Here is a 23,418-nt window from a genome sequence, read left to right as displayed (position 1 = left end):
CCTCGCTTACATCATAACGACGTCAAACTGTTCTTGAATGTATAGCGGCTCACCTTTGATTTTAACCTGTTTGCCAATGAAGACTTCAAGTTCAGCAAGCGCGTGATACTCATCGCCGGCTAAGACATCAGCCACTGCAGGTGCCACATACACCACAAAGCGATCAGCATCATATGCACGGTTTACTCGCGTAATTTCACGCAAGATCTCATAACAGACACTTTCAACCGTTTTCACTGAGCCGCGCCCTTCACAAGTTGGACAAGTGCCACACAGTACATGTTCAATACTTTCTCGGGTGCGCTTACGGGTCATTTCCACTAAGCCCAGCTGAGTAAAGCCATTAATATTGGTTTTAACCCGATCGAAAGAGAGTGCCTGCTCCAGGGTAGCAAGCACCCTGCGCTGATGATCTTCCGACGCCATATCGATAAAGTCGATAATGATAATGCCGCCCAGATTACGTAAACGTAGCTGACGGGCAATCGCCTTGGTGGCTTCAATATTGGTATTGAAGATCGTTTCTTCTAAATTACGACGGCCAACAAACGCCCCGGTATTGATATCGACAGTGGTCATTGCCTCAGTCTGATCAATGATCAAATATCCGCCGGATTTCAATTCGACTTTACGATCCAATGAGCGCTGAATTTCATTTTCAGTATCATAGAGATCAAAAATCGGCTGCTCACCTGAATAATAGTCAATCTTGTCACTGACTTCAGGAACAAACTCATCCGTAAACTCTTTGAGCTTTTCAAACCCAAGACGTGAATCGACCCGAATACCATCGAGCTCCGTGCCGACAAAATCACGCAAAATACGCTGTGCCAGCCCCAACTCACCATACAGCATGGATTTCGGTTTATGTTTTGCGCGGCGCTCCAGTACCTTGCGCCACAGATGCTTCAGGAATGCGACATCTTGTGCCAGTTCATCGGCGGTCGCACCTTCAGCCGCGGTGCGGATAATAAATCCACCCAGATCGTCACAGTGTTTCTTCACAATGCCCTTCAGGCGATCTCGCTCTTGCTCACTTTCAATACGCTGAGACACACCAACATGGCCCGCACCCGGCATAAAGACCAGATAACGCGAAGGCAAGGTGATGTCGGTCGTCAGGCGAGCCCCTTTCGTACCCAGAGGATCTTTAACCACCTGAACAACTATATCCTGGCCCTGACGCACCAGCTCAGAAATATCCCGTACCTGGAACTGCTGCTTCTCATTTTCTGCTACACACTCGGTATGCGGAACAATATCAGAGGCATGTAAGAAAGCAGCCTTGTCGAGTCCGATATCGACAAAAGCGGCTTGCATACCGGGCAATACGCGGCTCACCCGACCTTTATAGATATTTCCGACAATGCCACGCTTCGATTCACGCTCAATATGTACTTCCTGAAGGTTGCCTCCTTCAATCATTGCAACGCGAGTTTCACTCGGCGTCACATTAATCAGCAGCTCTGTGCTCATGGTTGCCTCAACTTATAAATCTGAAAAATCTTGAATCATGATGTCGGTTTCCATTAGCGGTAACCCCACCACAGCATAATAACTGCCATTAATACGTTCGATAAACTTGCCACCCAGCCCCTGAATACCGTAACTACCTGCTTTGTCTTGCGGTTCACCACTTTGCCAATAGTTTTTAATTTCGTTATCTGACAACGTTTTAAACCAGACGTCAGTAATCACTAACTTCGTTTCTTCACGATCTGCGTTCGCAAGGGTAACCGACGTCATCACCTGGTGCTGACGACCGGACAGCAACTTCAGCATACGCTGTGCATCAGTGAAATCTTTCGGCTTCTCTAAAATAGTATCATCGACAACCACAATGGTATCGGCGCCCAGAACCGGAGTCTGGCCATCCGTTACTTTCACCCCTGCGGCCGCTTTCTCACGGGACAACCGTTGCACGTATCCCGCCGGCGTCTCACCGGGCCGGTGGCATTCTTCAACATCCACAACGACACGTTCAAAGCGATAGCCAAGCTGAGTCAGCAGCTCCTTGCGCCGAGGCGATCCCGAGGCAAGGTAGAGTTGTATTGCAGGCATGACGTTCCTATCTAAGTGATAATTTAACGAATTGAGAACTTACGACGCATCCGTCGTAAAAATAAAAATAGCCAGGGCCACAACAGGAAGTTAAGCAATATCGCCCATAGCTGTTGCGGATCAAAAGTGATCACCGACACCAGGTATTCAGCCCAGAATTCCACTAATTTACCGCCCAGGGTTAACAAGGCGATGAGCATTGCCTGCTGCCATAACGACAAATTACGCAGTACCTGGAAATTCAGCGCGATGATGTAGCACAATACCGACATCATCAAGCCGCGGATACCTAGCGTCGAACCCAGCATCAGGTCCCATAACAGGCCCACCATCAATGCCGTACCGACATTAACCCGGTGCGGCAGGGCTAACACCCAGTAACATGTCACCAATAACACCCACGACGGGCGAAAGGGTTCCAGTTCGCCTGGCCAGGGGGCCGCCTGTAAAATCAGGGCAACAGTGAAAGACAGCCAGATTAGTATGCGGCCTCTTGGTCGACTACTCGCCACGCGTTAGCTCTCCTTCCAGTTGGTACTCTCTGGGTGTCGGCCACACCAGCAACAAATAGCGCAAACGGTCAAACTGAACCGTCGGACGGGCTTTGATCTGAGCAAAAGGACGTTTGTTATCAAACGAAAACTCGGTCACATTGGCCACCGGATACCCTTCGGGATAACGACCGCCCAAGCCTGAGGTGACCAGCAAGTCACCCACCTCGATATCGGTACTGCTCGGCACGTGTTCCAACTGCACCATATCGCTTTCGCCACTGCCGGAAGCGATGACGCGGATATCATTGCGGACCACCTGCACCGGAATGGCATGGGTCGGATCAATTAACAGCAGTACACGGCTGTTATGCGCCCCGACATAGGAGATTTGACCGACAATACCTTTTTCATTGATCACCGGCTGGCCTTCATAAACGCCGTCAGTCCGGCCTTTATCGATCATCACCTGATGACTGTAAGGATCAGAGTCGACCGCCATTACCTGGGCGATCATTTTTCGCTCGTCACGCACAAAAGGCGATCCCAGCAGTTCTCTTAAACGCTGATTTTCCTGCTTTAACTGATCAAGCAATAACACATCGCTTTGCATCACCAGTACATCGCGCTTGAGTGCTTTATTTTCTGTCAATAAACGCTGGTGCGAGCTCAACTGGCCAGATACACCATCTAACATGTCGCGAGGTAAGTTAGCAGCATATTGAAGAGGAGCGATCGCTGAGTTCAGCAAGTAGCGCACATTGGCAAAGGCATCAAGACGGCTGTCGGCCAGCATAAGGCTGGCCGACAGTAAAATGGCAAGAAACAGGCGTAATTGCAGAGAAGGGCCTCTGCCAAATATAGGTTTCATGTAACGCTATAACCTGTTTTGTCAATTGCCATGGCTGGCATTATTCCTCGCTGAAGAGGTCGCCACCATGCATATCAATCATTTCCAGAGCTTTACCGCCACCACGCGCAACGCATGTTAGCGGGTCTTCAGCTACCACAACCGGAATACCGGTTTCTTCGGTTAACAGACGGTCAAGATCACGCAATAGCGCACCACCACCGGTCAGTACCATCCCTCGCTCAGAAATATCTGAGGCAAGCTCTGGCGGACACTGTTCAAGGGCTACCATCACCGCCGATACGATACCGGTTAGCGGCTCTTGCAGTGCCTCTAAAATTTCGTTGGAGTTCAGGGTAAAGCTGCGTGGCACACCTTCAGCCAGGTTACGACCGCGCACTTCAATTTCACGGACTTCGTCGCCAGGATAAGCCGAACCGATTTCGTGCTTAATGCGCTCAGCGGTTGCCTCACCAATTAAGCTACCGTAGTTACGGCGGACATAGTTGATAATGGCTTCATCAAAACGGTCACCACCAATACGAACAGAAGAGGAGTACACCACACCATTGAGTGAGATAACGGCAACTTCAGTGGTACCACCACCGATATCGATCACCATTGAACCCGTCGCTTCAGATACCGGCATACCGGCACCGATAGCGGCAGCCATTGGCTCATCAATCAAATACACTTCACGGGCACCTGCACCTTGTGCCGATTCACGGATCGCACGGCGCTCTACCTGAGTAGAACCACATGGAACCGCCACCAGTACACGCGGGCTAGGACGTAAAATGCTGTTGTCGTGCACTTGCTTAATAAAGTGCTGAAGCATTTTTTCTGTCACATAGAAATCGGCAATCACCCCGTCTTTCATCGGGCGGATAGCTGCGATATTGCCCGGGGTACGACCCAGCATTTGCTTAGCGTCGTGACCGACGGCAGCGACACTTTTTGTGGTACCTGCGCGATCCTGGCGAATGGCAACGACGGAAGGTTCATCGAGAACGATCCCCTGACCTTTGACATAAATAAGGGTATTGGCGGTACCCAAGTCAATAGACAGGTCATTAGAAAACATGCCACGAAGTTTTTTAAACATAGTCTTCAGCTAATCCTGCAAACTCAAAATTCTTTAAATTGCGCTAAATGTACCAAGGGGCAGGGAGCGAGACAAGGTAAGCTTTGTCAAACCTGCCACAGATCGGCATTTTATTTAGTTAAGCAGCCTATTCATGCCTTTTTCACCACGATAGATGATCCGATCGTTGCCACGGTAGACACCGAAGGTAACGACAGCGGAGGGATCTTCATCGCCATTATCGCGCCAGTTATATTGCAACCAAGGGCGATAATAGTCGCCAGCCGTCGGTGCATCTCCATCTTTGCAATTTAATACACCACTTTCTGTTGATTGAGGTGATTTTGCCAAGCGCAGCCAAAAACGGACTTGTTCGCGGAAATAATCAGTGCGATCCGGGCTTGCCTCTAACACATAGCTCTTACCGCTGCTAACCGTGCCGCTTCCCTGCATGATTGACTTGGATTTTGCCACATCATCAGGTGCTGTCGGCCAGATCATCTGCTTGCAGTAATTGCCGCCATCAAACCGGCTGATGCTGTCATCGGTATTGATCACAAACGCGTTTACCGATGAATCCCAGTATTGTGCCCGCACAGAGACGTTGACCGCTTTGTCGAACTGACTGTTTGCATCGTCGAGCTTGAGGCGACCATAGCGGGCGGTAATATTACCCGCCAGCGCGATGGCTTTTACCGAGGTGACGTCATCAGCATCTAGTAACTCTAAGTCTTGGTCGGCAAAGTCTGTACAGCCTCTGGTAGCACAATCCGCAGGTTTATTAACAACTAACCCGACCCGCACGTCATAAGGACCATCGGGGCTGGTTGTTTTGGGCTCACTGGTAATGACATCCCGCAAAAAGCCGACCTCACCTTGATCAAGCGTTAATGTGGCTTGCGACCAGCTTTTGGCCCACGGCGGTAATGATGGCAATACGGATTGATCCAGTCGCGAGGTCAGCTCATTCTTATCGGTGCTCGTTACGCCGCCATCAATAGCCACTAAATCCAGCTTTTCCTGATAGACCGCAGCAAAATCACCGTAATTTAACGTCGCGCCTCCAGCCTTATTTTGTGCCTCAACCTCAAAGCTCGCCGTAAACGACTGATCCATGTAGGTGAACTTATCAGGAACAGCGTCCACTAACTCACTACTGTTTAAAGTAAAGTGGTGAGGGTAAAAACGGCCCAGAGCACCGACACCCTGATCCAGTTTCATTCCAAGATAAGTCGCATCAGATTGTAACCACAGGCTTCCTACCTCGCTCCAGGTCAGGTTACTCACGATTAAGCCATCTTGTGCCTGCCGTTGGTTAAATGGCACAGATACCGTACCAGCCAACTCACCTTTGTTCGCAGTTCCTTGTTCAGGGACTGGAGAGTGAGGAGCATCAGGGATCGATAAATTCAGCGGCGCTGACAAATTCAGTGCCTCTACAGAATAGTAATTAGGTGTTGTCGCCACCTGACACCACGCACTCCCCGTCGTAACAATGTCGTGATTACTATCGCTGCTATTATCAGAGTCAGGATTAGCTAAACTCGATGTCCAGATTATCGGTTTAAAGGTGACACTGAATGTTTCGCCCGCCGCCGCAAAGCCATTTCCTGACGAAGAGGTACCGGAAAAATCTGTTCTACCGCCAGCCGATTGAATATCGCACAGCGCAAAGGTATACGGACGCGAATAAATAACCGCCTTGCCTTTCAGCCCTTTCCAATCCCTTTCACGGTCGTCACAGTCTGTGCTGTCGGTCTCGCAGTCTTTCGGCTGCCACTTATCATCAGCCAGCTCGAAAGAAATTTCCCCCGCATCTTTGTAGGTAACAGGAAGAAGCGCTTTCCCCTGCGTAAACCTAAGGCTTTTTACTATTGAAGCACCATCGGCAAGCGTTGAACCGTCAACATCCAGACTCTTACTACCGGTTGTCGGCTGAACATAGTCCAGAGAGGTTATACTTAATGGCTTATTTTCACCCTCGACCTTACCGTAATCTTCGATCACTTCACATTTTGCACCCCTATCTGCCACCGCTTCTATCAACAGCGTTTCATTTTTTCCGGCAACTGTTTTAGCGGGATCGCCGCCATTAACCCGAAAGCCAAAAGGTGCAAACCGATATGGCCCGGCGTTATCACTCAAATCACCTGTCTTGCCTTTAATCGTAATATCGCCAGCAGTCTTGCTCTGCAGCCATAACTTCCGCTGCCCACCGGGCAAGGAGATCGTTATGTTTTCCTTGCTGCACTCTGTCGCATCTTCTGTCAGCGCCCAGCAACTGTTCGTCGGATTGGACGAGGTCACTGACGCGTTCAGTGTTCCGGAATAATCGGTATCGAGATCCCCGTTTTCTTTGCGTACAGAGAACGTCACCGGCATCCGCTCGCAGGTCAGGCCAAATGCACTTTTCGGCGTGATCTTCAGGGTGTTCTTCGGTTGAGGATCAAAACACTCACTCTTTCCGATAATTTTCGCGGTATTACTCAGCTGCAACTGACAGGCTGTTACCGCGCCAATCAAGGTCGTTGCATTGGATAAGGCCACCGGGCCTTGTGAATAGATCCGGCCGTTAAACTGCCCCGCGACATTAATATTGACCGCATAGCTGGTATTCACCTGAGGAGGCCCCTTCGGAAAGTTGGCTGGCAAAGGACACGAACCACCCGAGTTATAAGCAAAAATTGTCAGGTTATCAGTGGGATTTGAAGTGTTCACCGAACCGCCGATATCTAATTTATTCCATACATGAAGGACAACATTACCGTCAATATTCAGTTTCCCAAGAATTATGGCGCTATCGACCCAATACTCTCCGCTGGTGAAAGTTAAGCTAGCGTTCCTTTCGACCTGCAAACCAGGGTATGGCGCCCCCCAATAACTCTCATATTGTGTATTGGGTTTACTTATCTCATTTTTTTTGACCACATGATCTATTTTGATATGCTCAACAGTCGAAGTATCCCACCGTAGCGCCTTTTCTTCAGACTGCGGACCATCCAATTCACACCGCATTCCGTCACACAAACCACTCACAAAAGCCGATGGGGCATAAAGCGGGTTATACGACTTAGTGATTTGATTTGAAAAGCCAACCTTCTTTTCACTGGTATTAAAAATCTGTGATGTTGCATCCTGGCTAAAATAGTTATTGGTATTTCCTTGCCAAGTCTGAACCGGCCCCGGAAACAATTCACAATAATCGGGTTCTGGTTCAGGAAGCTCCGGTCCCTCCCCGCCAGAACTGCATATCAATTGATCTGTATTCTCTTCACTGATACCAATATTAATGCTACGCAAAAATGATAAATTAACATCCTTATGAGTGACATATGTCCAGCCAGCGGGAGCGATATACTGATAGTATGTCAAAACACCCGCTTTATGCCCACCTGACTCATAATGCAGCCAGATATCATAATCTTTCCCTTTCTCAACCGAAATTGAATCATAAATAATTGACGAATAACGATAAAACCAATCATCTGACCATAATGGATATGATGACTTTCCGTTTTTCTTTGAAATAAACACAGTCTCATCTAGGTTCGCATCATTTATGCGAAATAAAACAGTAAAATTTTCACTGGTTTTTAACGCACTGCAATTAGCTTGAGCGTGTAGCGAAAAGAAAATACTTAAGCCATAAAGCAGAAATCCTAAATATCTCATCACATTAAATATCCTTCGCCCATGCTTCCTGCACCCGCACCATCTGGTGCTTATCGGTGCCGCATGTTCCGGTGCTTTCTAACTTGTAATGCGTCACGTTGCCTGCAGAGGTAGGGACCGCGAACGCCTGGCACGTCACGCTGGCCCGGCAGTTGTGAAAATTTTCCACCGCAACAGGGAAATCTGCGGAAGCCGTGCACAGGCTACCCGTTGAGCCGTCGTCGATCGGAAAGAGCCGATTCAGCCCCCACTCGATGCCGCTATGGGCGGCAAACCAGGCCCGGGTTCCCAGCACTTCACGGGTGGTGGTATCACTCTGCGACCAGTTGATTTTCATCAGCGCCATTGCCATCACCGCCATCACCGTAATAACAAAAATAGAAACCATTAATGCGCTGCCTTGCTGTTTGCTACGGAACATTGATCACCTGCACATCGTGGCTGTATTGGGTTTTCTCACCGTTCTGACTGAATGCCAGTTGGAAGTGCACCAAGGCATTGCGGTTTAACGAGGCGTGATCTAGGTTAAACTCGCTTTCAGATGAAACAATCTGTTCGGCTAATGGCACTGCGGTAGAAAATGCAGTGTTTCCAACCTTTCTTGTCGCCCGGGTTAGCCGGTTGCCGGAAATACAAAACCGGGCATCAATTCCATAGATATAAAAACGCCCGGAAGCCGATTCACTGGCAAAGGTCGTTTTGTTGTTAAAACTGATCGTCCAAGGCTGAATGCCCGCTACTTCCTTGATCGCGGCAGATCGCGAAGCTGACGTTAAGTCTGCCATCCTGACCGGGTTGATCACCAGCCTGCGGTTAGTCACCTTGGCATCTTTACCCTCCACCGAGCCAGACATCACTCCCTCCAGTGTTTCTATCTCTTCAAGCGTCTGATTGGTATAGAAACCGGCATATTCGATCGGGGTGAAAGTAATACACTTGTTATCGTCGGAAACCGAGAGGCTGTTGGGCACGGCATGGCGTAACTCCCGCGAAATACGTTCGGCGGCAAACCGGGCCAGTGACTGCAGCTGTTCCCGATCGCGGTTTTGAATATAGCCTTGCGCGCCGAGCTGCAGATAACTGCCGATCCCCACTGAAATCACACTCAGCACAATCAGGGACATAATGATTTCTATCAGGGTAAAGCCCTGTGAGTATTTACTGACTGGCATTAGTAATTACTCCGGTAGGCTGAAAACTGGTAGGTGCCGTAACGCCCCGCATCAACCGTCAGGTTGATCCGCTTGTGGCGGCGATTGGCTTTGACACTGGCATCATCGGCCTGATTATCAAAGTTCGCGTCATAAAAGACATTAACGGATACCACAAAATTCTTATATTGCTCATTGATGCCATCACCCAGCACATCCGCAATATTACCGCGCGGATCCGTACAGCTGCGGTTCTCCCCGACCCAGCAGCCGATATAGTCATCAACATCATTGAGCTGGGTGCGGTCTTCCTTATTAACCGTCCCCTGCACTTTATCTTCACCTAGCTCTTTACTGCACTCTTTCGGTGTGAATACCGGTAAGTCGTCTGGGTGGGCATTATCATCACAGCGAACACGCTCACCGTTATCATCGCTGTTGTGATCAAACTTGCGCGCCAGTATTTCAGTCATAAACGCATTGGCAAGGGCTGAAGCTCGCGCCTGGTAATGAGGGGTGGCTGATTGCTCTATTTGAGGGAATAAAAAGCTGGTCAGGGTCACCATGGCAATCCCCATTATGACAATGGCAATAATGCCTTCGATCAAGGTAAAGCCTTTGTTCTTATGAGCAGTCATTAATATATCCCTCTTTACTTATACATAATGAGGCGACTTCATTACCACTGCCAAAAGTAACACGGCATCCCCCGCGATCTTCGCAAGCTCGACTCGCTTCTCGTTGAGCATTTAAGGTGATAGGTCGACCTAACAGATCAAAATGCAACGGGAAATTACCAATGACCGTCTTTATTGATGAATCAGTCAACGTAATCACATCGCTTCGGCTACTGCTATCACCACAGAGCTTATTTTGACCGTCAACGCTAATATTGGCTGGGACACCAAACCGTACCCCGCCCTGACTGGCAACCAATTGACGACATGAAATCACTACTTTGTGATCTGTCCCCAACGCATCAAAGTCAGTTTTATTCAGGAGCTCGGACTGCATCGCGGTAATTTGCATCTGGCGGGCAATGGAAATCGCCTGATCGCGGGCGATATGGGCGGTAAAGCTGCTTTTACCGATCAGGCGGCTGGTAGCGGTGACACCAAGGATCCCGAGAAGAATAATAACAACAATGAGCTCAACCAATGTAAAGCCTTGCTGGCGTTTTTGCATTGCCTACTCCATTGGTAAAACTAGAACTATTTTCTTAATACTCTTGTTCAGAGCATTAAGAAAATAGTGCCTGCAAAGAGGCACTATTCGCGATTAACTACCAGATTTATTACAACCAGAACCAAAGGTAATGGTTGTCTTAGCCGCAGATGTCGCAGCAGTTCCTGTCGCTTGCTGATATGTCACAACACACTTGGATGCATCAGTCTCACCTTTAAAGCCATAAGTGATTGAACCTGTTGCCGAAGATACTTCAGCCCAGTCATTTGTCAGTCCAATAACGGCAGCCTCAATACCAGCTTCAACGGCAGTCGGATAACCATAAATAGTTTCAATACCGTCAACAGTTGTATTTACATTTTTACTCTCATCACCTTGAATTGCCGCTTTACCGTAAACAATACCAGCAGCACCATCAATCGCCCCTTTCAGACCTTGCAGTGATGCAGCTCGCGCATCATCCTGCAGGTTCAAAAACTTAGGTGCAGCGGTTACCGCCAGAATACCCAGGATCACAATCACAACCACTAACTCAATCAGCGTAAAACCGCCTTGACGTTTCATAACTCTCTCCAAATTATTTTAAGTTCACTTCAACTCGGCCAAGGGCCGGCGTATAGGTGAATGAATGGCCGGCTTCAACATCCGTTGAACCCGCGCCGTTGGTACCGGCCGAAGCCAGTTGGTAGTAACGACAAAGCTTGCTGGTGTCCGAACCTTCTGCTTTAACGTAAAAAAGGAAATTCCCCTTGGCAGCATCCGCCTGTGAGACGGTTGCCTGCGGCGGGTTTTGCAACAAGTTGTCAATCAATGCCAGGCAATCACTCGCCGTCACACTGCTAACATCACTGGTGCTGCTTGTTTCTAATGCAAACGGATAACCGTCACGCACCGTGTTGTCATCCGTCGCTCTGGTTAACGCAAAGTCGGTACCATCGTAATTAACTTTATAATCACCATTGGTATCAACCGGGCGACCGTACGCTTCCCACTGGGCACGGGCTGATAAAGCCGCCGTGGCATAACCACCGGCAACCCCTTCAATCGAGGCTTTTTTCGCTTCATCGGTGATCTGGAGAAAACGCGGTAATGCCGCCGCCGCTAAAAGGCCGACAACAATAATCACGATAACCAGCTCTACCAGGGAAAAACCGCTTTGCTTTTTCATTGACAAACTGCTCATTTAGTCAAAATGACGACACTTGGTTCGTCAAAAACCCGTTAATGCGTATTGTCTCATTTTCATATAATAATTCCAGCCACTTACCATCACTTATTTGATAAAAACAGGAATTATAAGCCCCTGACTTCAAACTTTTTTTATCAACCAATTGAATATATGACGTAGCTTGATCATCGTTTGATAACAGTACCCACATTTGTTCACAATTAATGTGGCCGCCATGGTTCACTATCGGCCAGCCAAGAGCCGTAAAACCAAACATCACCCCATTATTCTCGGCCACTTGCGGTTTATCATTGAGTTCCCATAACTGGCGCAGGCTAGAAGCTCTTTCATAAAAGCTTCTGACCGTCACCTTTAACATCGTTTGCTCCGCTTTATCACTCACCCGAGACCATTGCGTAAGTAGGGTGGTGATCAGTACCAGAATGACCGCAAACCAGATGAATCCGTTAAATCTTGCTCTTTGCAGCCGATCAAACGCCTCTTGCAACATCGAGCATGCCCCACATCGGCAGAAAAATACCCAGGGCCAAAATCAGTACCATCACCGCCACCACCAGCAGCAAGAGCGGTTCGATTCTCGCCGTCAGGGTTTTCAGATCGTAATCCACTTCCCGATCGTAAAAATCCGAGACTTCAAGCAGCAACTCGTCCACCTGGCCGGTTTCTTCACCGACCGCGATCATCTGTAAAACCAGCGGGGTAAAGACCCCTGACTGAGTGGCCGTACTGGCAATGCTATTACCGCTTTCAATACCGTTTTTCATTTCAATCAGGCGGTTTTCTAAAAAACGATTTCCCAGCGCTTCTGCGGCCATCTGAATCGCCTGGTTTAGCGGCACGCCGGCACGAAGCATCAACGAGAATGTACGGGAAAAACGCGACATCTGGGCCCGGTTAACGATATTTCCAATCACAGGCACCTTCAGCCGCCAGCTGTCCCACTTTTCTTGCCCGGCAGGTGTGCCACGCCAGATCTTCACGCCTAACCAGGATGCGATGCCAGCCCCCAGCATGAGCGGCCAGTAACCGACAAAGAAATTCGATGTGCCAATTAAGATCCGGGTCGGCAACGGTAAGTCCACCCCGAAGCGGGCAAACATCGAGGCAAACTGCGGGATCACCTTGATGTTTAAGACCACCATTGCCAGCATGATGGCCGACAGAACAAAAACCGGATAACGCATCGCTGATTTGATCCGGCGACGGGTTTCCATCTCCTGCTCAAAATAATTGGCGAGCTGTAACAGTGACTCATCCAGCCGACCGGTATTCTCACCGACATGGATCATCGACACGAACAGATCAGAGAACACCCTCGGATGCTGCTTCATCGCGGCAGATAGCGAGCGGCCATTGGTCAGCTCGGCGGTGACGGTTTCTATTGTTCTCTGCAACAGCGGGTGGCCGGCACTTTGCCCCAGGCCATTGATTGCCCGTAACAGCGGTACACCGGCTTTGGTCAGGCTGTAGAGCTGACGGCAAAAAATCACCAGTACTTCCAGCGGAATATGGCTTTGAAATAACGATTTAAAATCAAAGCCATCGCCTTTCGCTGAGCCCTGGCGGATCTCAAGCGGGATCACCCCCTGACGCATCAGCAGATCGGCGGCGGCCTCTTGGCTGGCGGCCTCTACCTGCCCTTTTTGCATCTGGCCCTGATTGCCGCGGCCGCGGTAATTAAAAACTGGCATCATTCACGTCCTAGCCCAGTATGCCGTCATTAAGGTCACCCTCACTCAGCAGCACGACTTCATCTAAGCTGGTTCGGCCAGCCAATGCCAGCTCCATGGCTGACATCACCAGCGGTTTATAACCTTTAGCTTCGCGGGCGATCTGACTGAATAACACCGCATTATTGCCACGCAAGGCATCCATCATCGGCTGATCCATTTCCAGCAGTTCAAATACCCCGATCCGGCCTTTGTAGCCGGTAAAGTTACAGGTTTGACAGCCCCGGCCGCGACGGAACTCCCGGTGCTGATGTTGTGGAAAACGCGCTTTAAGCCACTGGACTGTAGGCTCATCCAATTCATCGCTTTCACCGCAGTCAGGGCAGACACGCCTGACCAGACGCTGTGCCAGCACGGCACGTACGGCACTGGCGACCAGATAACCCGGCGCTTCCATGTCCATCATCCGCAAGGCACTGTCGATAGCATTGTTGGTGTGCAGCGTTGACAGAACCAGGTGACCGGTTAATGCCGAACGCAAACCGATTTCCACGGTTTCCTGATCGCGCATCTCCCCCACCAGAATAATGTCAGGATCCTGACGCAGGAAAGTACGCAGTATCGAAGAAAACGTCAGGCCGATTTTACTGTTCACCTGTACCTGATTAACCCGGGGCAGTCGGTATTCCACCGGATCTTCCGCCGTAATGAGTTTTTTTCCCGGCTTATTGAGCTCACTCAGCGCGCCGTACAAGGTGGTGGTTTTACCTGAACCCGTCGGGCCGGTAACCAGGATCATGCCATGCGGGCGTTTTAACTGGCGACGGAAACGCTGCACGATCTCTGACGGCATGCCGACCTCGTCAAGGCTGAGGATCCCCGCCGACTGATCGAGCAAGCGCATAACGACGGATTCACCGTGCTGTACCGGCATCGTCGAGACACGAACATCAACCGAATGACCGCGGACCTTGACGTTGAAGCGACCGTCTTGCGGCAAGCGCTTTTCAGAAATATCCAACCCGCTCATCAACTTAAGGCGCAACACCAACGCTGACGCGACACTTGATTCATTCAACAGGGTTTCATGCAATACGCCATCGATACGCTGGCGGATCCGCAATACATCTTCATCCGGCTCTATGTGGATATCTGACGCTCCCACCTGAATGGCATCTTCAAACAGTGAGTTGATCAGTTTTACAACGGTGACTTCTTCGTTATCGCTGTCATCCATGCCAAAAGAAAACGCGGAATCGGTTCGGTGCTCCGCGTGCAGCTGCTCGGCAAAAGAGGCGATCTCTTTGGTACGGCGGTAATAACGGTCAAATGACGCAATTAACTGACGTTCCGGGGCAACCACCAGCTCAACCCGGTACTCGCCCAATTGATTGAACAGCGCTTCCTGAGCCGCCAGATCAGCAGGATCACTCATCGCGACGCGCACCGTATCACCATGACGGCTGATCACTAGGGCACGCAAACGTCGCGCATGCACTTCAGACAATAACGCTACCGCGTCGGTATCAACCGAGGCGCGGGTCAGATCAACCAGCGGAATATCTAACTGGCGGGATAAGAATGACAGCATCTGCTGTTCGGTTAGGAACCCCATGCTGATCAGGGTATCACCGAGCTTGCGCCCGACAGTCCGCTGCTGGGCCAGAGCCTGATCTAATTGTTCCTGAGCAACAATCCCTTCTTCAACCAGCAGATCGCCAAGACGCTTTCTTAATTTGATTTGCATGGTCTCAGCCCCCCTGAGCCGCCAGCACCGACAGGCGCTGCTGGATAAACTGTTGTGATTGTTGTGAAACACGCCCCATTAACAACGCCTGCTGGTACGCGTTTTGTGCTTTATCGAGACTATGGCTGCGCTCTAACGCGATACCTAATCCCATCCACCAACGCCCGTCATAGGGCTCGGTTTTTACCAGCTTTTGGTAGCTGTCGAGGGCCAGAGCATTGTTCTTTAATTGCTGCGCTAAAGCACCGCGCATAGCCAGATAACCATTGTGATCTTGCTTTGGTTCGCGTGTTAACACATTCAACGCCGCCTGCTGCTGAGATTCATTAACCAGCAATTTGGCTAAAGTCAGCCGAAGATCAGGCTGCTCGCCCTCCCGTGACAGGCCCTGCTGCAATACCGCAATCGCCTCTCGGGTATCACCCCTGCCATAATAAAGAGCCGATAACTTCTGCCGGACAGTAATCCAGTCCGGCAGGTATTTCAGTGCCGATTCGAGATAAACGATGGCTTTTTTACTGTCGCCTTCTTTGAGCACTTTCATGGCTTTACGGTATTCAATATCAGCCAGCTGTGTGCCATTGAGCTCTACGGTTTCAATACTCAGCCCATCATTGCCATCCAGCAGTTCCGGCTCAGGTTCTGATTGTGCCGGTGTCTGCACTGGCGCAACAACGTCAGCTTGTGAGGTATTTGCAAGTTTCACTCGCTTAGGCTGAGGCTGGACGGTTGTTGTTTCTTGCGGCTGAGGTTTCAGCGATTTTATCTCTTGCTTCGGTTCGGGCTTCGGCTTTGTTTTCGGCTTGGCGTTAACGATTACCGGAGCAGAAACCGGTTTTACGACGTCTTTGGCCTCCGTTTTGACGACGCTGAGCGGTTTAACATTAAGTGCAACCGCTTCTTGTTCTGCCGATACAAAAGAGGTTGCAGCACTCTGCTCAGGAATTCGGTCTGTCGGGCTATCCGCTTTCACAATATCCGCTTTCAAAACAGGCATGACTGCAGATTTGGCAGCTTGAACATCCGGCACCGGCTCTGAATGATTTTGCTGTCCCAGCCACCAGCCGGTACCACCGGCCAAAGCGGTAACGCACACGCCGGCCAGCGCCCATAACGGCCAGGTTGTTTTCGGAACCGGCTTTATTTTTGCCGCCACTAACGGCTCTTTGGCATGGGCTGCAGCTGTTTTGTGCTGGGCCAGATCATTGAGCATCTTATTAATTTCGCTCATGTTTAATGCCATCCCCATAGTACGGGATAGGTGCACGTTGGCTGACGCGCCCCTAATGTATCTTTAATCGCCATCAGTAATTCTGTCCGACTAACCATTCGATTGTTGCTGCTATATGTTGCGATTAATGCCTTATGACAAAGCTGATTTATCACTCTTGGAATACCCTGGCTGGATTTCCACAAGGCGCGATATTGCGCCAGACTGAACAGTCGTGTTTCACAACCAACCCGTTCCAATCTATGTTCGATGTATGAAATGGTTTCTGCGAGATCCAGAGAACGCAAATCAGCCCTGAACGTAATACGCTGGCGAAACTGCCGTAAGTGATGCTGAGATAATCGCTCATCCAGCTCGGGCTGACCGAACAGGACAATATGCAGTAACTTCTCCTGCTCGGTTTCGAGATTGCCGAGCAAGCGGATCACCTCCAGCGCATCATCCGGCAGCGCCTGCGCTTCATCCAGTAATACCACAACCGATTGACCCTGTGCCTTTCGCCGGATCAATTCATGATGAATACGTTCTGTCAGGGCGGTGCTGTCCGTTAAATCCAGCTCCCCTTCCCGGCTTAAATTAAGTTCTTTGGCCAGTGCCGTACGCAGCTCATGACCATCCATTGCCGGGGTCGGCAAATAAGCCAGATCAAACCGTTCCGGCAGCTGATTGATCAGCATGCGGCAAACCAGTGTTTTGCCGGTACCGACTTCACCGGAAATCTGAATAATCCCCTCTCTCATTTCCAGTGCCGCCAGCACCGTCTGAATTGCCTCTAGGTGCGGAGGCAATGCATGGAAAAGGGCGGTGTTCGGGGTCAGGGTAAAAGGTGCCTGACAAAAGCCAAAGTGAGACTGATACATGGTTTAGCCTTCTTCAGGGAACCATTCCGTGACCAATGCCCGTGAACGTTCGATCTCTTTCTGCCAGGTCTGATCACTCACCACCGTCGGCTTAATCAAGATCACCAGCTCAGTTTTAGAATGGATCTTGTTAACGTTACGGAACAGATGGCCCAACCCCGGAATATCACCCAGCAGAGGAACTTTTGATACCTGATCATTGACTGCAGATTTCATCAAACCGCCAATCACCACCACATCGCCACTGCGGGCATGGATCACGGAGTCAGACTCGCGGATCGCGCTTTTCGCTAAAGGTAACTTGTAGACGCCAAATGTCGTACCCAGATCGATTTCCTTGGTTTCATTGACCACATCCACCACCGTAGGGTGGACATGTAAAAGCACTCCCCCCTCGTTATCAATCTGCGGAGTGACATCCAGAGAAATCCCGGAAAAGAACGGAGTCAGTTCAACTTCCGGGGCTGCCGTGCCACCGTCACTGTTCACTTCACCTGAATCAATCGATGTTACAAAATATTCATCGCCGCCGACTTTAATCACCGCTTTCTGGTTATTTGCCGCCGTCACCCGCGGGCTGGACAAGACATTCAAATCGCCCTGGGTTTCCAGGAAGCTCAAGACGGCTTCAAAATTGCCATCACTGATAGTGACATTTGTCTGGCCGCCTAGCAGACTGGAAATCGCACCGCCACCCGGTAAGGCTTGGATCGGATTGGTTGTTGGACGGCCGAAAATAATATCGGTGCCGCCGATGCTCTTGGTGATATTGCCCCAGTTGATGCCTTGCTGATAACCGTCACTTAAGGTGACTTCCATGATTTTGGCTTCCAGCACCACCTGACGCTTCAGACGCTTTTCCGATACTCCGATAAACTCCTTCACTTCCCGTAGCTCATTGGGAAAAGCACGCACCGAGATCAGGCTGGCCTGTGGCGATACGACAATACTGCGTCCCTGACCAGAACCAATCATTGCCTGGACCGCTTTCTCAAGTTGCTGCCAGAAGTCACTGTTTGAGATGGTCTCAATCTTGGTTCCGCCAGTTGCCTTACTGCTCTTCTCTGAATTCGAGTTTGAATTTGAATTTGAATTTGAATTGCTATCTGTACTGCTGTTCGAATTCGATGAACCGGAATCGTTGCTGGTGATCGAGCCTGTCGTAATTGATGTTAATGACACACCACGTCGCTGAAGCTGCAGGTAATCAACCGGGATCACTTCTGTCCGTAACGTTGCCGGGTAAATCTGAATGATGTTGCCGTTACGGTTGGTGTTGTAACCGTACATATCAGACACCACATCCAGCACCTCATCGAGAGTGACATCGCGCAGTGTTAAAGAAATACGCCCCTGCACGTCAGGGTGTATCACCATATTAAAGGGGGTACCTTTGACCAGGCTGCCAAAAAAAGCCCGCGCATCAACATTGCGCGCACTGACCCGGAAACGTTTTTCAAGCGCCGTGGATGACATGAAGTCATTGCCTGCTAAGCTCGGCATCAAATCAGCATTGACCGCCGATGGTAAGTCAGCCAACGGGCGGCTATTGGCTTCGTTGGCGGCGACGTTCAACGCCTCTTTCACCTCAACCGGATCCCGGTGGCCCATGTTGGTTGAGCAGCCTATTAACGAGGCCAACATAATTCCTAAAACTAATCCACGCATGCTAACCACTGACCTTTAATTCGTTTTTATATTTTCGGCAAACAACTCTAAGCGCCACTGCTTGCCTCCGCGTGTCACGGTGACATGATCATTTTTGATATCACTAAGGGTATAACCACTTACTCGCCCGCCAAGCCCGATAGCGACATCATTCATAATCACAGTACAGTTAGTTTCTTCTGCACAAATAATGCTTTGCAGCTCAGGTAAACGAGCACGATGTGATAACTGCTTTTTGGCCGGAGCCTGCCAACCAAGTGGTGCCGTTGGATCCTGGCTGGCTTGAGCAGTACTCACCAACATCGTCATTAACGCTGCTGCAAAAATGCCTGACTTAACCACCGATGAAATCCTTACTTTCGCCTAATGTATAAACATCTAATTGAATACTGGCAAAGGGGTATTTATCCACCTGATAATTAAAACTTTGCCAATAATACTTCACCGGGAGAGCTTCCAGTTGCCGGAGGTAATTCACCACATCGAAATAACGGCCTCGCAGAGTTAAACGCACAGGGTGAATGAAATACCCTTCGTCATCCCCGCTGATCAGCTGTACCGGTGGTTGTGACTCCAAGGCCATCAGTTTTAAACGCTCTGAGCGGCGTAAGACTTCTTCCATCAAACCAGACATCTGCACCGGTGTTACCAGGCTGGCAACCCGATCCCGCAATTGCTCATCCAATGTCTGATTTTGCTGCTTCAGACCGGCAATTTTGCTCTCAACCTCATTGTTGGGATCGCTTTTTAATTTTCGCTCGATCAAAATAATCTGATTGTCACTGGCGGTTAATTCGCTGGCAACCGACACAATCTGCCGTTTTGCCGATAGCAAATCCTTCATTTGCGGTTCCACAAACATCACAAAACCAATAAACAACAAGGCGGTCCAGCCCGACAGTAATATCAGCATTTGTTCACGGCGCGTCAGAAGATCAAAACGGTCGCTCAACTGTTGCCAACCATTCATTCTTTCGTCTCCTGTTGTGCCGTTCGATCTGCAATTAATCGAAACGTGACAATATTCTGCTTATTCCGGCCAAGTGACATCAGCTGAAAACGGCGTTCAACCAGGGACGGATAATCTTTGAAAGCGCGAAGCCAGCTTGGTACTGCATCAGGGTTCCTTGCCAGCCCCTCTAAGTCAAGCGCTTTACCTGTGGCATGGATCCGGCTCACCGAAATATCACTACTTGCTGCATCAGAAAGCTGCTGCAACATACCGGCATAACCAACCTTCAGGCTGTCATCATGCATTTCGATGGCTTTCAATGTTGCTTGTTTGGCGGCCAAATCCTGCTCTAAGGTACCCGCTAATTCAACTTTCAACGGACTTGGAACATGCTTGGCCAAAACCGCTTTGGCGCGATCCAACTCTGCACGCTTGTCTGCTAGCCGCGCTTGCTCTGCCGATAGTTTTTCTTGTTCCACATAGTTCTGCCAGCTATACCATCCCGCGACGGTGCCCATCAGTACGATGGCAATTCCCCAGCCCATGACCACATTTCGCAAGCTTAAGTACTGTTTTTGTGGCTTCAGGCTGTCAGAATAAAAATTAATCCCGGTATCACCAAACTCACCTAATGCAGCCCAGGCAATACGAGCCCCGTTACTCTCCAATACCGGATGAGCGGGGGTAACTGCACTGACGGACACACTCAGGCGCTGGCTTAATTCCTGTGCCAGCAAGGCATCTTGTTCACCATCACAAGAAACAACAAGCTGAGTGATCGGGTTATCACGAAGCTGAGCGCTGAGGAAATCTAGAGAACGTTGTAATTCAAGGGCCAGGCTATCGAGCTGAAGGGCATTACCTTCCCCTTCAATTAACGGCACACTAAAGCCACGTAGCTGACGCTGAAAGCACATGGATTGCTGTTTAAAGGCTGTCAGCTGTAACCCGGCATGATGGCGGCGATGTAAAATCAATTGGCTCAATGAGGAGGAGGTAAATTGTCCCCACACAACTTCTTCGGCAGATACCGATACCAGTTCGCAACTCACATCAGCACAGCACTGAATCAATTGCTCCACTTGCTTGCGATTAGCCACAAACACCTGCAAGCGATCTTTTAATGGCGCAGGAAAACCATCAGCCACCAATTCCATTGGTGACTCGTTCACTAAATCTTTCACCAAAAAAGGCAGTGCCGTCGGTAATTCTTCCCGTGTGACTTCCGGTTTTTCGATTAGCAGACTTTGATATAAACCATGCCCCAGCACCAACTTTATTTGGCTACCGGATAATTGGTGCTTTTCAATCAGGGTCTTAATACTTTCAGCCCATTGAGAAACACTAGAAATATCGACACTGTCTATTATCCATTTCTGCTCTGATTCATACACAAGCGTGATGGAATCAGTAAAAACTGCAATACTGGCAACTTTATCGTTACTTTTATTTTTTAAATATTTATTTAACAGTGTGATAGGCTTCATGAATATCCAACGCAGCTGACTGAATCTGTATTAATATTATGATGATAACGTCAAATAATTAATCGATGTCAATTATTTGACCATTTTACCTGAGTATTGGGCCAATAAACATAATTCAATTAATTAAATTTTGTCTCCGAACGTAAAATTCACCAGACTTATATCGCTATTTAAATGCATTCCCCACAGGCATCTCTGGCGCAAAATAGCGCCCCTGACCACCTTTTACGCCAAGTTGTTTTAATACTTGCCATTCTTGTTCATTTTCCACCCCCACGGCAATCACTTGCGCTTGTGAATCGGCACAAGCCCCCAGCATACTACGAACAAAAAGCTGATTTTCCTGACGCTGATTGATTTCACGTACCAGGCTGCGATGCAGTTTGATGTAGTCAACCCGGACATCTTTTATATAGTGGGTACTAACAATCGTTCTTCCGGCCTGATCGACAACGAGCTTACAGCCCAGCCCCACCAGCATACGAGCGACCGGACGCATCGCATCAAGGTGTTTAACCAAACTGCCTTCGGCTAATTCAAAAGACAGGCGATTGAGCACCGTTCGCGGGGTTTGCAATAATTCATCACGCAACCAGCGCACAAACGTTTTTTCCAATAAGGACTGAACACTGACATTAATGGATAGGACATCATTGCCGGGCATTGTTTTTAAAAGCTGTAATGCCTGAGAAATTACCAGTTTATCCATCCGGACACTGAACCCAATTTGCTCAACCGCCGGCAAGAAGCGCGAGGCTTTAATCAACACCCCGTTTTCATCTTTAATTCGCGCGAGTAGTTCACGATGTAAAATCGTTTCGTCTGATGCACTTACTACTGGTTGCTGGAATAAGATCGGCCCACCACTATTAAATATGGCGTCGAGTAACGTACGCCAACGCACACTGCCGCGCACCTCTTCCAATTGCTGATCTTTCTTAAAGGCGTACCAGCTATTTGTTCCCTGTAATTGCGCACTGCGCAAGGCCATATCGGCTTCATCCATAATACGCCCACGGCGTTCACCGCTGGAAAAGAATGTTACGCCAATATGGCACCAGTTGTCCTGTTGCAAAGGAGCGGCGGGTATCAGCCTTTCCAGCGCATTGAGCAATTGATGGGTAAACAGCTTAACCTCTTTGGCCGAATGCTGAGGCAGCATAATGGCAAATTCCGCATCAAAATAGCGCGACAGCACAGTGTCGGGATAGCGCTGAATTAAATTAGATAAGATCATACCGACATCCTGGATCAGATCATCCGCGGTCTCTTTTCCCTTCTCCGCCAGCAGTTCATCCCAGTCGGAAATACGGATCAGAATGACCGCGCCATGGGTTTCCTGCTCTTGAACTAACGACTGCAGGCGACTATCAAACAACACTCGATTGGCCGCGCCGGTTAACTGATCAAGAAAGGTGTGGGTACGAATAAAGGTATCAAAGCGGCTACGCTCCTGGCGCGCATCTTTTAACTCAGCAATCAGCTGATCAATTGCCAGGCTTGCCGTTGCCGGCCATTCTTCTTCCCCCCCAACGGCATATTCATCAACCCGGCCAGCAAGGATCATCCGGCCACGGACTTCGAGTAATTCAGAGCCATAAAGCTGCTGACGCAGCCAGTTCAGCCCCCAGACCAGGCCCATGATAATAATGATGATCGCCAGCGTGATCGATGACATAGCCCCTAGCGAATAAGTAAACTCGGTATACGGCGGCAGAGATTTAATATCGATATAAAAGCCGGGGTTATGTTCCAGCTCATAACGACTAATATGAAAAATATTCGGATCGGCAATGGGTTGAAGCCCTTTGAAGGAATAAACCATGCCTGCCGAGCTCGCGACTTCCAGCTCGACAACATTACTGGCTTTAAGCAGATGGGGAAGCCAGCGCGATAATGACTGCGAACCTTGCGGATCCGCCAGCTCCTGGTCAATCACCGTCACCACGCCATCAAGATAATGAGTCAGGTAATCCTGTCCTAACTTTCGAAAACTGACAGCACCACCGATAAAAATGACAAAAATGGCACAAATAACAATGAGCGTGACAAAAGCAACTAAGCGATTAGTTAACTTCATCCCTGATGCTTTTCTCATAACGCTCCAAATTCACACGGAA

Annotated in this window: 22 protein-coding genes; all 22 read right to left on the bottom strand. The window is 49.4% G+C overall.

The annotated features are described in order from the left end of the window. Positions 1–6: 6 nt before the first annotated feature. The 22 genes from rng to csrD all read right to left on the bottom strand — a co-directional run bounded on the left by rng (position 7) and on the right by csrD (position 23,396). Positions 7–1,476, bottom strand: coding sequence for a ribonuclease G (gene rng / locus C9I89_RS12245; RefSeq protein ID WP_107283639.1), 1,470 nt, complete (start codon positions 1,474–1,476; stop codon positions 7–9). 12 nt (positions 1,477–1,488) lie between these two features. Further along, a complete protein-coding gene (locus C9I89_RS12240; protein WP_107283638.1) occupies positions 1,489–2,061 on the bottom strand; it encodes a Maf family protein in 573 nt (190 codons plus the stop codon). A gap of 23 nt (positions 2,062–2,084) precedes the next feature. Next, entirely contained in the window at positions 2,085–2,573 is a 489-nt protein-coding gene (mreD, locus tag C9I89_RS12235) for a rod shape-determining protein MreD (protein ID WP_107283637.1), read from the bottom strand. Further along, on the bottom strand, positions 2,563–3,423 hold the full coding sequence (mreC, locus tag C9I89_RS12230; RefSeq protein WP_107283636.1) for a rod shape-determining protein MreC: 861 nt from the start codon (positions 3,421–3,423) through the stop codon (positions 2,563–2,565). The genes mreD and mreC overlap by 11 nt, the downstream gene beginning before the upstream one ends. A gap of 40 nt (positions 3,424–3,463) precedes the next feature. Further along, complete coding sequence (gene mreB, locus C9I89_RS12225) at positions 3,464–4,507, bottom strand: rod shape-determining protein MreB (RefSeq protein ID WP_107283635.1); 1,044 nt, start codon at positions 4,505–4,507, stop codon at positions 3,464–3,466. Positions 4,508–4,621: 114 nt separating this feature from the next. Further along, positions 4,622–8,158: a DUF6701 domain-containing protein gene (locus C9I89_RS12220; protein WP_107283810.1), complete on the bottom strand. Its 3,537-nt coding sequence runs from the start codon at positions 8,156–8,158 to the stop codon at positions 4,622–4,624. 4 nt (positions 8,159–8,162) lie between these two features. Beyond that, the gene (locus C9I89_RS12215; RefSeq protein WP_170107691.1) at positions 8,163–8,579 is read right to left on the bottom strand and encodes an MSHA biogenesis protein MshP; all 417 of its coding nucleotides are present in this window, start codon (positions 8,577–8,579) and stop codon (positions 8,163–8,165) included. Beyond that, the gene (locus C9I89_RS12210) at positions 8,569–9,330 is read right to left on the bottom strand and encodes a PilW family protein (RefSeq protein ID WP_107283634.1); all 762 of its coding nucleotides are present in this window, start codon (positions 9,328–9,330) and stop codon (positions 8,569–8,571) included. The genes C9I89_RS12215 and C9I89_RS12210 overlap by 11 nt, the downstream gene beginning before the upstream one ends. Further along, positions 9,330–9,947, bottom strand: a complete 618-nt coding sequence (locus tag C9I89_RS12205) for a type II secretion system protein (RefSeq protein ID WP_107283633.1) — start codon at positions 9,945–9,947, stop codon at positions 9,330–9,332. The genes C9I89_RS12210 and C9I89_RS12205 overlap by 1 nt, the downstream gene beginning before the upstream one ends. Next, positions 9,934–10,494: a prepilin-type N-terminal cleavage/methylation domain-containing protein gene (locus C9I89_RS12200; protein WP_107283632.1), complete on the bottom strand. Its 561-nt coding sequence runs from the start codon at positions 10,492–10,494 to the stop codon at positions 9,934–9,936. Before C9I89_RS12200 ends, C9I89_RS12205 begins: the two co-directional genes overlap by 14 nt. A 93-nt stretch (positions 10,495–10,587) precedes the next feature. Continuing rightward, on the bottom strand, positions 10,588–11,058 hold the full coding sequence (locus C9I89_RS12195) for a prepilin-type N-terminal cleavage/methylation domain-containing protein (RefSeq protein ID WP_107283631.1): 471 nt from the start codon (positions 11,056–11,058) through the stop codon (positions 10,588–10,590). Between the two features lie 13 nt (positions 11,059–11,071). Next, positions 11,072–11,662 (bottom strand): prepilin-type N-terminal cleavage/methylation domain-containing protein, encoded by a 591-nt coding sequence (locus C9I89_RS12190; protein ID WP_107283630.1) that lies wholly within the window; start codon positions 11,660–11,662, stop codon positions 11,072–11,074. Positions 11,663–11,681: 19 nt separating this feature from the next. Further along, positions 11,682–12,041: a hypothetical protein gene (locus C9I89_RS12185; protein ID WP_245905482.1), complete on the bottom strand. Its 360-nt coding sequence runs from the start codon at positions 12,039–12,041 to the stop codon at positions 11,682–11,684. Positions 12,042–12,153: 112 nt separating this feature from the next. After that, positions 12,154–13,374, bottom strand: coding sequence for a type II secretion system F family protein (locus C9I89_RS12180; protein ID WP_107283629.1), 1,221 nt, complete (start codon positions 13,372–13,374; stop codon positions 12,154–12,156). Positions 13,375–13,384: 10 nt separating this feature from the next. Continuing rightward, entirely contained in the window at positions 13,385–15,100 is a 1,716-nt protein-coding gene (locus C9I89_RS12175; protein WP_107283628.1) for a GspE/PulE family protein, read from the bottom strand. Positions 15,101–15,104: 4 nt separating this feature from the next. After that, positions 15,105–16,331 carry a tetratricopeptide repeat protein gene (locus C9I89_RS12170; protein WP_107283627.1) on the bottom strand — a complete coding sequence of 409 codons (1,227 nt, stop codon included), beginning with the start codon at positions 16,329–16,331 and terminating at the stop codon, positions 15,105–15,107. 2 nt (positions 16,332–16,333) lie between these two features. After that, the gene (locus tag C9I89_RS12165) at positions 16,334–17,191 is read right to left on the bottom strand and encodes an ExeA family protein (protein ID WP_107283626.1); all 858 of its coding nucleotides are present in this window, start codon (positions 17,189–17,191) and stop codon (positions 16,334–16,336) included. 3 nt (positions 17,192–17,194) lie between these two features. Next, positions 17,195–18,859: a pilus (MSHA type) biogenesis protein MshL gene (gene mshL / locus C9I89_RS12160; protein WP_107283625.1), complete on the bottom strand. Its 1,665-nt coding sequence runs from the start codon at positions 18,857–18,859 to the stop codon at positions 17,195–17,197. Between the two features lie 15 nt (positions 18,860–18,874). Beyond that, positions 18,875–19,201, bottom strand: a complete 327-nt coding sequence (locus tag C9I89_RS12155) for an MSHA biogenesis protein MshK (protein ID WP_245905481.1) — start codon at positions 19,199–19,201, stop codon at positions 18,875–18,877. Beyond that, the gene (locus C9I89_RS12150) at positions 19,194–19,829 is read right to left on the bottom strand and encodes an MSHA biogenesis protein MshJ (protein WP_107283624.1); all 636 of its coding nucleotides are present in this window, start codon (positions 19,827–19,829) and stop codon (positions 19,194–19,196) included. Before C9I89_RS12150 ends, C9I89_RS12155 begins: the two co-directional genes overlap by 8 nt. Continuing rightward, the gene (locus C9I89_RS12145) at positions 19,826–21,298 is read right to left on the bottom strand and encodes a PilN domain-containing protein (protein WP_107283623.1); all 1,473 of its coding nucleotides are present in this window, start codon (positions 21,296–21,298) and stop codon (positions 19,826–19,828) included. Before C9I89_RS12145 ends, C9I89_RS12150 begins: the two co-directional genes overlap by 4 nt. Positions 21,299–21,464: 166 nt before the next feature. Next, on the bottom strand, positions 21,465–23,396 hold the full coding sequence (gene csrD / locus C9I89_RS12140; RefSeq protein ID WP_107283622.1) for an RNase E specificity factor CsrD: 1,932 nt from the start codon (positions 23,394–23,396) through the stop codon (positions 21,465–21,467). Positions 23,397–23,418 lie beyond the last annotated feature (22 nt).

It is taken from the genome of Photobacterium lipolyticum, assembly GCF_003026475.1.
Taxonomy (GTDB): Bacteria; Pseudomonadota; Gammaproteobacteria; order Enterobacterales; family Vibrionaceae; genus Photobacterium; species Photobacterium lipolyticum.
Note: the sequence above shows the minus strand (reverse complement) of the source record. Positions and strands in the feature narration are given on the sequence as shown.